Below are 12,225 nucleotides of genomic sequence, written 5' to 3' on the forward strand. Positions count from 1 at the left end.
GATGGCCGAAGCACACGCGCTGCTCTTCGCCTACTGCGAGACGCCGGTACACGCCGGCACGGGCCGATCGGTCGGCACGGTCGACCTGCCGATCCAGAGGGAGCGGATCACCGGCTACCCGATCGTCCAGGCGTCGAGCGTCAAGGGCGTGCTGCGATCGATGACGGCGCCGAACGGGGCGGAGGCGAGCGACGACGCCGAGCGGCACCGCGCGGTGTTCGGGCCCGACGAGCCGACGAAGGCGCATGAGCACGCCGGCGCGCTCCAGGTCACCGACCTCGGGGTCGTGCTCTTCCCGGTGCGCTCGCTAGCCGGGGTCTTCGCCTGGACGACGAGCCTCCCCGCGCTGGCACGCCTCGCCCGGCTGGCGGCACTGGCCGGTGTCTCCCTGAAATGGTCGATCACCGAGAAGGGACCGAACAGTGACGTCGCCTGGGTCGCTCCCCAGAGCGCGCTGGCCATCCCCACGGCACAGGGTTCCTCGGTCGTCCTCGAGGAGTTCAGCTTTACCGCCGAGACGAGCTCGGCCGACTTCGTGCAGCGGCTCGGAGGGTGGCTCGCGGAGAACGCGCTCCCTGCCGGCGAAGAGTACGGCTGGTGGAAGCGGAACCTCACCTCGCACCTGTGCGTACTGCCCGACGACGCCTTCCGCGACTTCGTGCAGTACGGCACGGAAATCGAAGCGCACGTCCGCCTCGACTCCGGCACGAAGACGGTCGCTCAAGGCGCGTTGTGGACGACCGAGGCGGTGCCGGCGGAGACGCTCTTCGCCGGGCTGCTCGCGGCTACGCGCTCGCGGTACCCGAAGGTAAAGGACGACGGGCAGAGCCTTTTGAGCTGGCTGACCCTGCGTCTCGACGACGCGCGCACCCGGATCGGCGGCGACGAGACGACCGGCCGCGGGTCGGTGGCGCTGCGCGTGGTGCATGGGGGAGGGCAGCGAGGATGAGCGGGACGACACAGCCGAGTCGTCAGCGGAGCCTGGAGCAGGAGCGCGCCGCCTTCGCCTGGGACTGCGTGCAGCATGTCAAGAAGAAGGGCTGGGCGAGCGACTACTGCCAGCTCGCCAAGGGGCTGCCGGCGATGGTGCAGGTCAACGGCCTGGGGCAGACCCTCGCCTTCCTCGACTCGAAGGGAAAGCGCCAGGACAACGAGCACGCGCGGCTGGCGGCCGACCTCTCGCGCTGGGTGAGCACGCAACTGCTCGGGAGCGAGCGGGACGACCTGATGCCGTGGATCACCAGCCAGGCATCGGCGGCGGAGTACCGGCGCGCGACGGCGGAAGCGCTGGCCTTCCTGAACTGGCTGCGGCGCTTCGCTGAGGCAGAACTGGGGGGGCGAGCAATGAGCCGGCCGCACGAGCCACGTGGCCAGCGACCCGGGGGACGGCCTCGATGGCCCCCCGCCCAGCAGCAACGATCCGAGCACAGCGCGGCCGTGGAGCTCATGCGGCCACCGCTGCCCCGCTCGACCGTCGACGCCTGGGAGCGCCTCCGGAGCGCTGGCGAGCTGGTGAACCCTAGCCTCCTCTTCGACCGCTACGCTGTCTTGGGAGCGGTTCGAGAGAACGGTAGCCGACCTGCTCGGCGCTTCGAGCATCTGAAAGCTGTCCAGGCTGCGGTGGGGAGCCTCGCTGCACAGGAGCTGGCCCGTGCCTACCAGGCGCGCTGGGAGGCGATGGTGCGCGCGGCTGGCGCCGAGCCGTGGACGATGCGCACGAACTCGCGACTGGTGACTGGTCTCGGCAGCGGTGGGCCGCTCGAAGTCGGGTTCCGGTTCAACCGCCTCGGGATGCCTGTACTGCCCGGCAGCGGCGTCAAGGGCGTGGCACGCGCCTATGCCGAGCTGGTCGAGGGGCGAGGCGAAGGCGATCCGGACTTCCTGGCCGTCTTCGGCCGGGCGCCGCGAGAGGGTGAATCCCAGGAGGCAGCACGGGCCGGTCAACTCGTCTTCTTCGACGCGATCCCGATCGAGGGCCTGGAGCTCGCGCTCGACGTGATGACGCCGCACTATCCGGACTACTACCAGGGCAAGGAACCGTGGCCGACGCCCTGGCAGAACCCGGTACCGATCACGTTCCTCACGGTCGCGCCAGGGACGACCTTCGCCTTCGCGGTTGGCCTGCGGCAGGGCGTGACCGATCCACAGCGCCGTCTGCGCGCGCTCGCCGAGACCTGGCTACGCCAGGGCCTCGCCGAGCTCGGCTTCGGTGCCAAGACCACGAGTGGCTACGGGCGATTCGTCGCAGATGGGGGACGCGGGTCGTGACAGTGCGGAACCAGGATGTCCAGCGCATTCTCGTGCTCAACGTCGGATTACCGTCGCAACAGGGACCTGAGACGCGCTCCGAGATGTACGCAATCCAGCGGACGCAGCCGCACCACGTCGTCTTCGTCTGCTCCGAAGCGTCACGCGCCCTGGTACGCGAGTATGTTCGGCTGGCGAACCTCGGGCCTGAGCGACACGAGGTGCTCACCCTGGAAGATCCGGACGATCTCGTGCTCGTGTACGAGCAGGTCAGCGCCGCCTTGCACCGCCTCCAGAGCCGCTGGCCCGAGGCCTCCGTCGTCGTGGACTACACGGCTGGCACGAAATCGATGAGCTGCGCCACAGCGATGGCAGCGGTCGACTGCGAGGACGACAAGGTCACCTTGCGGCTCGTCCGCGGGCAACGCGGCGAGGGATCGACGGTGGTGCCAGGAACCGAGACTCATCGTCCGGTCCAGCGCATCCACGATCTCCGGGCGCGGAGACGGCTCGCGTCGCTCCGGGCGGCACTCGCGCGCTACGACTACGTCGCTGCAGGAGCGGGCATCGAGGAGATCATCGACAGCGACATCTCGTCGCAGCTCGCAGAGCGGTGTCGCCCGATCCGCGACCTCTGCCGGGCGTTCGACGCGTGGGATCGCTGGGAACTGCAGACGGCTCGACAGTTGTTCACGGCCTACCGCTCCTATCCGGCCGGCAGGCAGCCAGCGTTCGAGCGGCTGGCTGTGCTCGCCCAACTGACGGTCGTGGCCGAGGCGGCGAGAGACGGCGCCGATCTGGCAGCGGCGCGGGACCCGTACGTCGCCGTCGAGGATCTGCTCCTCAACGCCGAGCGGCGGGCGACGCAGGGGCGCTACGACGACGCGGTCGCGCGCGTGTACCGGGCACTGGAGCTGCTGGCACAGCTCCGGTTGCGCATCGCCTACGGCGTGGATACCGCAGACGTCGATCCCGGCAAGCTGCCGGAGCAGGCGCGCGGCCGCATCGACGGTGACCCGGAGGGTGAGCCGAGGAAGCTCGGTCTCTGGCGTGCCTGGGAGGTACTCGCGGCGTACCCGCACGAACCACTCGCTGCCTGGTTTGCTGAGTCCCGGGATCGACTGTGGGATTTCCTCGCGGTGCGCAACCAGTCGATCCTCGCGCACGGGGTGACGGCGGTCAGCCGGAGAGAGTGGGAAGGCAAGGGGCAGGCGGCGCTCGACCTGTGCCGGGTCGCCCTCCGGCGGCTGAGCGAGGCGAAGGTCCGTAAGCCACTCAGACACATGCAATTTCCGCGGGACGAGCTCCTGGACGGGGTGTCGGACGGTGCCTGAGCAGGTTGCGAGTCCCCGAGCGTCCGAGGGGGACACTGACCTCGATTCTGAGACTCGGGCGGTAAGGAGAGCCCACAGGATGGGCGATATTCAGTTTAGATGTCTGTCTGCGCGTGTCGGCATCACAGCGCCAGGGGGATAAGGTTGGGGTAGCCGTACGGTTTCCGGCATTCCGGCACGAGCACTCGAGGTGTGACGCGATGGGAAGGAGGTAACCCGCGTGAGTCGTTCCGCGAGTCTTCTGTGCGTGCTCGTTGTCGCGCTTGCGCTTGGCCCATTGCAGGCGTTGCCGGCTCGCGCCGCCGGGGGTGGGATGAGCGCCGCGTTCGCTCGCACTTGGGCGAGGACAGATCGACCGGTGGCCGAGGGGCAGGCGAACCGGACCTGGATGTGGGGGCCAGGGCCATTCAGCAACGTTCTCTTCGAGCAATACGATGAGGGGTCGATGCGCGGTTTCCGCGTCGTCCAGTATTTCGACAAGACGCGGATGGAGATTACGGATACAGAAGCTGATCCGGTAAATCCCTGGTACGTCACGAATGGCCTGCTGGCTAAGGAGCTCATCACCGGGCAGCTCCAGCTCGGCCACAACAGTTTTTGGCAAGGGCCACCGGCGCTGGTCAATGTGGCCGGCGACCCGAATGACCCCAATGGGCCGACGTACGCCACCTTCAACACGCTGATGGGCCACCAGCCGCTGCCGCTCGGCTGGACGATCATCCAGACGGTCGATCGGGCCGGCAACGTAGGCGCGAACCAGAGCCTGGCGAGCTTCGGGGTGACGGCTGCCACGTTCGTTCCGGAGACCAACCACACCGTGGCCTCGGTCTTCTGGGAGTTCATGCAGAGCGAAGGCCTCATCTATCAAGACGGGGGTTTTCGGAACGGACGGCTCTTCGAAAACCCGTTCTATGCCACAGGCTACCCGCTGACCGAGGCCTACTGGACGACGGTCCTGGTCGGTGGGGTGCCGAAGCTCGTGCTCGTGCAGGTCTTCGAGCGGCGGGTGCTCACCTATACGCCGGACAATCCACCAGGCTGGCAGGTCGAGGCTGGAAACGTCGGCCAGCACTACTATGCCTGGCGGTACGGCTTGCTCGGAGACGAACCGCTGACCTGGACGGCGCTGGGTGGCCCCTACGCCGAGATCCGGCCCGAAGAATTGCCGTACATCGACGTGCTCTTCTTGAGCATCTGGCAGCTTCAGGTCGGGCTCCAACCGCTCACGTTCCTGCTCGACCACCCGGATCGCGACAACCCGCAGTGGCGGGCCGATGTGGAGACCCGGCTGATCTTCATGCAGGACGCGGTACGCGCGCTGCGGGAGGTCTCGCCGCCGCCGCGACTCGGGTCAGCCCATAGCGAGGTACTCGCCGCACTGAACTACTTCGATCGGGCGTCGTCGGAACTGCGCCAGTATCTCGCCACCGGTGACGGAACGCTGGAACGGGCTGCGTATTTCGACGTGCTCCAGGGACTGGCTGCCCTCGACGAGCTCGGTCTCCTGGCTGCACGAGGCACGAAACCGGCTCTCGGCCGAACGCAGGCACTGCGATCTGTTTCCTAGGAGGGGTCAATCTATGTTCTGCCCTCAGTGTGGTGCGGAAGCAGTTCCCGGCGCGCGCTACTGCACCGGCTGTGGAGCCAAGCTCCCAAGCGAGCTGGCCCACTCGAACGAGCAGCTCGAGACGGTGCCCGGTCCTCCACCGGCTGGCACAGCAGGGGCTCTGGCTGAGCAGGTTGCGATGGAACCAGCAGATGCCCCCAAAGACCAGCAGAGCGAGCCGGCGGTGATCCCCTTCCCCTCACGCTCGCTCGAGCAGGTGTCTCAGCGGCCTGCACCTCTGGAGGCCCGAGAGCCTAAACCTCAGGATCAGCCGGAGGCTGGCGAAACGAGAGCGCAGCCAGCGAGTCGCTCTCTCGCCACGGGCGCGGTCAGGTGGCTGGCGGCCCTGAGTGTGGCGCTTCTGCTGGCGCTGGGCATCGGCACTGCCCTGGCCCTGACCGAAGTCTCGCGACGCGACCAGTTAATTCGCGATCACGAGCGCCAGGCCGCGGCGCTGACCGAAGCGAACCTGGCCTACCAGGATCAGGTGAGCGCACTCGTAGGCGAGCGCGACCGGCTGGCCCAGGAGCGCACGGCACTGACGAAGGAGCGGGATGCGCTAGTCGCCGAGCGCGACGCGCTCAACGCGACGATCGACGATCTGGAGTCGACAGTTGCTGAGTACCAGAAGCAGGTTGCCGACCTGAACGCTCGGTTGGGCGAGCAGGGTAGGCAGCTCACACAGGCGCGGGAGGAGGCCTCCCGGCAGCAGACGCGGGCCGAAGAGGCCGAGGCCTTCGGCGTGATCATGAGCCAGGTGGTAGCGCTGGATAACGAGATCCACACGGAGTTCGAACGTCTCTTCAACGCCGTCGCAGACATGAACAAGGCCTATCGAAGTGGCAATAGCGTTGGGTATTTCGCCGCTTACGAAGCGGCGCTGAAGAGTGCTGCCCGCCTTGACCAGCTCTTCGCCGAGCGAGCCCGGCTCCTCGCGCAGATCGGTTACTAGGAGCAGCCCATGCGTTGGGGCACGATCCTTCTGGCACTCGGTACCGTGCTGGCGGCATTGCTGGCGGTCGCACTCGGAGTCGTCCTCGCGCTTCGCCTTCAAGAGCCGTCCGATCGCCCGGTGCTCGATCCCCGGGTGCAGCTCACCGTCACGCCGATTCCGACTCTGCCGCCGCTGGATGTCACACCGGTGCTGTCCGGTACGCCGACGCCGGCGGCGGCGAGCACGCCAGTCGCGACCCCGCTCCCGGTCGCGGCCGGTCAGGGTGACAATCCGGCTCATGCGGCGATCGGGAGCGTGGTGCTGGTGCGAACCCCCACCGGCCAGGGTACCGGGTTTGCTTGGGCCAGTCGAGGCGATGCGCTGGTGCTGGTCACGGCGGCTCACGTCGTGGAGGACAACCAGCGCGTTCTGATCATCGCTCCCGACGGTGTCGCACATCCAGCGGAGGTGCTCCTCCGTGATCCGGTCGTCGACATCGCGCTGCTGGAGGTCAACGATGGGCTCTCGTTGAAGCCACTCGCGCGCGGTGACTCGCGGCAGCTCGTGCCCGGCGATCCGCTCTACGTGGTGGGATTTGCCCTGGGTACCGAACTCCTGGGCGACCCGACGGTTACTCGCGGCGTGCTGTCGGGACGTCGCGTCGTCGGTGGAGTTGAGTACTTGCAGACGGACGCTGCTATGAACCCGGGGAACAGTGGTGGGCCGGTGCTGGACGGCGAGGGCCGCGTGGTGGGAGTGGCGATCGCAGCCATTCGTAACGTCGAGGGCATACCGATGGAAGGTTTGAACTTCGCCGTCACCGTCGAAGAGTTGATGAGCGTGGCTGAGAGCTGACCTCCAGTCGAGCAGCCCTCGAGTGCCGGCCACAGACCGCGCGACGTGCTGCAGGTCATCCGGGCTCGGTGAGAGATGGCCGAGCCCGGATGACCGCGGCGAGCCTGGTGACGAGCAACTGGGCTCTAACCGGATGTGGAGTTGCCCGCATATCAGGCCGGGCGAGAGACGGGAGTGGGGAGTCTCTCGACCCGGTTTGCGATGCTGTCGGAGAGCTCGGCAGGCAGGCCGACCTGCTGCAACCAGGCCCTCAGATCGTCCAGGCTCGTAAACTCCTCCTCGCCCCAGCGCATGCGCTGCCGCTCGGCCGGATCGTGCACGACCCAGATGCGGTGTCGAACCCGGACTATGCGGCGCGGGCCGGTCTCGAGATGCAGTCTCGCCTCGATCGGCTCACCGATACCGGCCTGACGGCGATTCCGTCGCGCGCAGGCGACTTCGAGGGCGGGGCGCGCGGGGTCGGGGATCCACGTGCACGACCACCCTGCTAGTTCCTCGGGTGTCATCGGTTGCTCGCCCGCCTCTAGGCTAGCCATCCTTCCTCCTCCCATAGGTGCCAGTGGGGCGGCGCGCTCACTGCGAGCGGCCGCGCGCGGCTACCGGCCAGATCGCTTCCACCATCCCGTCGCGCACGACGATGTAGCGGTCGTGCAGGTTGACCGTGGTGCACACGTGCCCTGGCAAGAAGCGCAATCTGTCGCCGGGGCGCAGGCTGCGCGCCTCTCCCTCCAGCCGAAGCTTCGCGTGCTCTTCCGAGAGCCCCAGCACGGTGACACCAGCGATGCCGTCGGCCACAGGCAGGCCGAGCTCCGGAGTGGCGGTCTTCAGCCCGATGTCGGCCACTGCCCGGTCGGGTGCCGGGCGGCTGACGATCGTCGACCAGAGGAAGATCGCCGGCTCGAAAACGTTGCCCGGCCCCTCGACTGCGCGGTAGGTCGCATCCATGAAGACGTAGCTACCGGCTTGGATCTCGTCGAACCCCTCGATCTGGCTGGTAATATCGTATGTGCCGGTGCCCCCACCGCTCACGAGCTCCACCGGGATGCCAGCGCTCTCGATCAGCCGCCGCGTCTCGATCAGTGGCGCCAGCGCCTCGCGCACGCGCCGCTCGCGCTCAGCGCGCTCCTTCACCGTCACCAGGTGACCCTCGTACCCCTGGAGTCCCCGGAACACCAGGCCAGGCAGCTCGACGACGCGCCGAGCGAGCGCCAGCGCCGGCTCGCCCGGCTCGACGCCGCAACGTCGCATGCCGATGTCTACCTCGACCAGAATCCCGAGACTCGTACCGGCTGCCTGCGCCGCCGCCGAGATCTGCTCGGTGTTGGTTGCGTCGTCTACGCACACGGTGACCCGCGCGTAGCGAGCCAGCCGCACCAGCCGGGCAATCTTCTGCTCTCCTACCACCTGGTTGGCGACCAGCAGGTCGCGGATCCCCGCCTGGGCCAGGATCTCCGCTTCGCCGAGCTTGGCGCAGGTGATGCCGACCGCCCCGGCTTCGAGCTGCATGTGAGCGATCTGGGGAGACTTGTGCGTTTTGGCATGAGGACGGAGCACCGCTCGGCTGCCGCGGAAGTAGGAGGCCATGCGGGCGATGTTGCGCTCCAAGGCGCCGGCATCGATGACCAGCGCCGGAGTGTCCACTGCCTCCAGCGGCTTACCGATCAGCGACATCGCACCGCCCTCCTCCACAGCCACGAGCCTTCCCGCTCGATCCTAACCGCAGACCGGGACAACCGCCAGAACGGGCCCATCGAGACCGATCTTTAAGGCTGAACGTGCCTCGCGCCTGCCCCTCTGTCCGCTGCCGCTACCTGCTCGCGCGCTTCCGGCGCACCCTCATAGCTGGCGGTCACCACCGTGTGCAGCCCGCCCCGGATGTTGAAGTCGGCGATCACGGTCATCCGGCGCGGCTGGAGGGCCGCCACAAGGTCGTCGAGAATCTGGTTGGTGACCGCCTCGTGGAAGTGCCCCTCGTTTCGGTACGACCAGAGATAGAGCTTGAGCGACTTCAGCTCGACACAGAGCTGGTCAGGCACGTAGCGAATCGTGATCGTGGCGAAGTCGGGTTGTCCGGTCTTCGGGCACACGCAGGTAAACTCGTCGGTCGAGATCTCGATCTCGTAGTCTCGCTCGGGCTTGGGGTTGGGGATCGTCTCTAGCGTCTTGCTCGGCTGTGTCGGCATCGTGACCTCCGGATTCGTTCTCGGTCTTCGCTGCGTCGTTATGCCGATAAGTATACCGGGCGGCCAGCCCGCTCCTGCTCGGCGCGCTCGTCGCGCTGCAGACCGGTCCTGCGGCGTGTCCCTGCGGTACAATGCCGCCGGAAGCGAAGGAGGTTGGCGTGGGCTTCATCGGTCTGGAACCGGAACCGCTGACACCGCGAGGACGACGAATCGTCCTGACGACGCTGGTGCTGGCGCTCCTCGGGCTGGCGATCTGGGTGGCCGCCATCGTCTGGATGCTCCACAACCCTGGGCAGGGCTCGCTGCCAGTGGAGGTGAGCCCCTGGTTCCGTTAAGGCGGATGGAGGTACCGCAGCGCAGGCCATGGCGCTTCGCCGGGCGTCCTGGATCTGTCCCTAGCGCGCTCCTCCGCATGGTGCCCGCTCGATGCCTAGGGCCAGTACGCCGCGGAGGACGTGGTCGATGCTGTCGCTCCAGCGGGCCCGGGTGTCGATCGGTGCAGCCCCGATCCGGTGCTAGCGTGGCGATCCGATAGGGGCTAGGTGGCGACCCGTCCCCACTTAGCGGCTTCCCAGCCCACGGGAGGGGGATGGTCGAGAGCTGGGGGGATCTGGGGGAATACACTTGATGCGCCGATCACAGGGCCGAAGGACAGCCGGCGATGCTCTACCGGTTCCTCAGTAGCGACTACCCGATCACGCTCGTGCTACTGCTCGTCCTCGCCGCGTGGGGGCACTGGCAGCGTGCCGTGGTGCTGGACCTGGTCCGGCTGCCTTCGCGCCGCTGGTCGCTGGTCGGCCGCGCCGCCGTCGCGGCCACCCTGCTGCTCCTGCTCTGGGTGGCAGCGTTCGATAACTGGCGGCAACTGCTCGGTCTTTTCCTGCCGGCGGACGAGCGCTGGATGAGCGACCCCTACGAGAGCGCGCCGACGCCGTGGCCCTTCCGCCTCATCACGCTGGTGCTGCTCGCGATCTCGGCCGGCGGGTCGGCGCTCGTCTACGCGTACAACCGCGGCGGCCTGCTCCTCCCTCTGGCGCTGCTGCTCCCCGCGCGGGCCTACCTGTACTTCCTCGATCCCATCCGCCAGCGCATCGATGTGCTCCTGCGGATGGCCGAGGGGAGACTGGAAGGCGCGCGGCTCATCGATATCGCCGGAACGCTCTACTGGGCCGTGGGGCTGTACGCGCTGATCGGCTCGCTCGTCCTCGCGGCGTGGCTGTTCGTCTGGGCGCTCGCCGTGCCGGTAGCGAGGATCGTTGTCTGGCTGATCATGCGCCGGCAAGATACGAGCCCCTCGGAACGGTTCTCCCTCTACCGCCAGCGGGCCGAGGCCATGCGCCAGGCGGCGGTGCCGCCCCCTACCGCGTCGCCGGAGACTGTGCCACCGAAGAACGCCGAGTGAGCCCGAGGCTGGGTGCATCGGAAAAGCGTGCATCAGCGCCCACTCGCCTCACTCCATCGATTCGGCGATCAGGAGCGCGGTCTCCTTCGAGATATCTCCCTCCAGGCGCAATGTCAGGTCGCGATGCACCCAGAGCAAGGTGTTGCCGGCTAGCCTGGGCTGATCCTGCCACTCGCCACCCGGCGTTCGCACGATCAGCATGTGCGGCCCGCCAGTGATCCAGTAGCCCGGCCCATTGCGCACGGTGACCGGCTCGATGACGCTCTCCGGTCCCATCCCTTTCGCGAAGACCGGCTCGTTCGGCGAGCCCTGGAACTGCATGATCAGTAGCCCGACGCCGGTCACCTCGCTGGCCGGGATTTCGGGTGGGCGCGGCCGGTAGACTAGCGTCACTACCGGAGCTGGACGGCCCTCGTCGAGGTAGACCGCGTCCGGCGTGCCGAGCGCGGCAGGAAGCAGGATGCGGAAGGGGACGCGCTGTTGCGCCTCATCGAGTGACATCTCGGTGCCGAGCGAGAGGGACGACCTGGGCTCGGCTGTCACCGCCGTGGCCGGAACCGTGGCGGTCGCGACCAGAGCTGGCGGCGTCCCCTGCCCTTGGGCCGGGCTCGTAGCGGTAGCGGGCGTCGGCGAGGCAACGAAGCGGATCTCGATCCCCGGCAGGCCGAACCACTCAGCGACAGCCGAGCGTGCTGCCGGCCAGAGACCGATTACCAGCGCAGCGAGCAGCGCGCAGGCCAGAAGCGCAGCAGCAAGCCGGCTTCTCGGGGTCAGCAGGGTGCTCCACCGGGAGCGGGACGGCTGCTGGCCTGTGAGCAGGCGCTGCCGCACCGGCCCGCTGAGGTCAGGTGCCGGTGGGAGGTCGAGTTCCTCTCGCAGGCGGGCGAGCGCGGCTTCCAGGTCCTCGTCGCGCACGGGCCATCGTCCCTCAGTCATCGTCGCTGCTCCTCAGCTCGCCGCGCGGTTCGGGCCGCGCCTCGGGTGCAAGCCGGTCCCGTAGCCGGCCAAGCGCTCGCGACAGGCGGGACTTCACCGTGCCACGGGCACAGCCGAGCGCTTCGGCGATCTCAGCCTCCGACAACTCCAGGAAATACCGGTAGATGATCACCAGGCGGTCTTCCTCGCGCAGGGTCTCGAGCGCTTCGAGGAGAGCCTGTCGTTGATCGCGTCCCAGTGCCACGGCCTCCGGCGAGGGGAGAATCGTGCCAGCTTCCTGGTTGCTGGCCGCGACCCGTAGCTGTAGGGAGACTTGCCGGCTCATCCGCATGCGCCGGTTGCGTGCCTCGTTGGCGACGATCCGGAGCAGCCAGGGCCGGAATGGCGCGCCAGTTCGAAAGCGGTCGAGAGCGTAGTACGCCTTCACGAAGGCCTCCTGCGCCGCGTCCTCTGCCTCGGGAGCATCGCGCGTGATCAGATAGGCGGTGCGGAAGGCGATCTCCGAATAGCGCCGTACCAGTTCAGCATACGCATCAACATCACCCTGCCTCGCCTTGAGGACGAGGTCGCGATCGTCCACGGGCCGGCCCTCTTGCAGGGACAAACGGCGATTCGCCGCTGCCGTCTGTACTACAACGTCCAGAGCCGCGCGGTTCCCGTGGCCTGTCCCACGAGACATGGCGGCTCGCCTGCACCGCTGATTGTCCATCACACGCGGGGAGCGATCC

Annotated in this window: 13 protein-coding genes and 1 pseudogene; 9 read left to right on the forward strand and 5 right to left on the reverse strand. The window is 67.8% G+C overall.

All coding sequences use genetic code 11. The annotated features are described in order from the left end of the window. Position 1 precedes the first annotated feature (1 nt). The 7 genes and pseudogenes from cmr4 (at position 2) to NET02_RS00500 (ending at position 6,976) form a co-directional block, all read left to right on the forward strand. Positions 2 to 949 (forward strand): type III-B CRISPR module RAMP protein Cmr4, encoded by a 948-nt coding sequence (gene cmr4, locus NET02_RS00475; RefSeq protein WP_284055398.1) that lies wholly within the window; start codon positions 2 to 4, stop codon positions 947 to 949. Next, positions 946 to 2,268, forward strand: a complete 1,323-nt coding sequence (cmr6, locus tag NET02_RS00480) for a type III-B CRISPR module RAMP protein Cmr6 (protein WP_284055399.1) — start codon at positions 946 to 948, stop codon at positions 2,266 to 2,268. The genes cmr4 and cmr6 overlap by 4 nt, the downstream gene beginning before the upstream one ends. Next, the gene (locus tag NET02_RS00485; protein ID WP_284055400.1) at positions 2,265 to 3,581 is read left to right on the forward strand and encodes a TIGR02710 family CRISPR-associated CARF protein; all 1,317 of its coding nucleotides are present in this window, start codon (positions 2,265 to 2,267) and stop codon (positions 3,579 to 3,581) included. The genes cmr6 and NET02_RS00485 overlap by 4 nt, the downstream gene beginning before the upstream one ends. A 220-nt stretch (positions 3,582 to 3,801) precedes the next feature. Further along, positions 3,802 to 5,148, forward strand: a complete 1,347-nt coding sequence (locus NET02_RS00490) for a peptidase domain-containing protein (protein ID WP_284055401.1) — start codon at positions 3,802 to 3,804, stop codon at positions 5,146 to 5,148. A gap of 13 nt (positions 5,149 to 5,161) precedes the next feature. After that, a pseudogene (locus NET02_RS16645) lies at positions 5,162 to 5,227 on the forward strand (zinc-ribbon domain-containing protein); the annotation flags it as partial. A 99-nt stretch (positions 5,228 to 5,326) separates the two neighbouring features. Beyond that, the gene (locus NET02_RS00495) at positions 5,327 to 6,139 is read left to right on the forward strand and encodes a hypothetical protein (protein ID WP_284055402.1); all 813 of its coding nucleotides are present in this window, start codon (positions 5,327 to 5,329) and stop codon (positions 6,137 to 6,139) included. 9 nt (positions 6,140 to 6,148) lie between these two features. Next, complete coding sequence (locus NET02_RS00500) at positions 6,149 to 6,976, forward strand: S1C family serine protease (protein WP_284055403.1); 828 nt, start codon at positions 6,149 to 6,151, stop codon at positions 6,974 to 6,976. A gap of 152 nt (positions 6,977 to 7,128) precedes the next feature. Here the strand turns inward: NET02_RS00500 and NET02_RS00505 are convergent, their stop codons facing one another. From NET02_RS00505 to queF, 3 genes are all read right to left on the reverse strand, one after another. Next, complete coding sequence (locus NET02_RS00505; RefSeq protein WP_284055404.1) at positions 7,129 to 7,512, reverse strand: hypothetical protein; 384 nt, start codon at positions 7,510 to 7,512, stop codon at positions 7,129 to 7,131. A gap of 37 nt (positions 7,513 to 7,549) precedes the next feature. Further along, complete coding sequence (locus NET02_RS00510) at positions 7,550 to 8,647, reverse strand: DSD1 family PLP-dependent enzyme (RefSeq protein WP_284055405.1); 1,098 nt, start codon at positions 8,645 to 8,647, stop codon at positions 7,550 to 7,552. A 92-nt stretch (positions 8,648 to 8,739) separates the two neighbouring features. Next, positions 8,740 to 9,159: a preQ(1) synthase gene (gene queF / locus NET02_RS00515; protein ID WP_284055406.1), complete on the reverse strand. Its 420-nt coding sequence runs from the start codon at positions 9,157 to 9,159 to the stop codon at positions 8,740 to 8,742. Between the two features lie 158 nt (positions 9,160 to 9,317). Here queF and NET02_RS00520 point away from each other — a divergent pair, with 158 nt between their 5' ends. Both NET02_RS00520 and NET02_RS00525 read left to right on the forward strand, forming a co-directional pair. Further along, the gene (locus NET02_RS00520) at positions 9,318 to 9,494 is read left to right on the forward strand and encodes a hypothetical protein (RefSeq protein WP_284055407.1); all 177 of its coding nucleotides are present in this window, start codon (positions 9,318 to 9,320) and stop codon (positions 9,492 to 9,494) included. Between the two features lie 326 nt (positions 9,495 to 9,820). Further along, positions 9,821 to 10,561, forward strand: a complete 741-nt coding sequence (locus NET02_RS00525) for a hypothetical protein (RefSeq protein WP_284055408.1) — start codon at positions 9,821 to 9,823, stop codon at positions 10,559 to 10,561. A gap of 48 nt (positions 10,562 to 10,609) precedes the next feature. Here the strand turns inward: NET02_RS00525 and NET02_RS00530 are convergent, their stop codons facing one another. After that, entirely contained in the window at positions 10,610 to 11,497 is an 888-nt protein-coding gene (locus NET02_RS00530) for a hypothetical protein (RefSeq protein WP_284055409.1), read from the reverse strand. Next, entirely contained in the window at positions 11,490 to 12,077 is a 588-nt protein-coding gene (locus NET02_RS00535) for an RNA polymerase sigma factor (protein WP_284055410.1), read from the reverse strand. Before NET02_RS00535 ends, NET02_RS00530 begins: the two co-directional genes overlap by 8 nt. Positions 12,078 to 12,225 lie beyond the last annotated feature (148 nt).

It is taken from the genome of Thermalbibacter longus (assembly GCF_023806485.1).
Classification (GTDB): Bacteria; Chloroflexota; Chloroflexia; order Thermomicrobiales; family Thermomicrobiaceae; genus Thermalbibacter; species Thermalbibacter longus.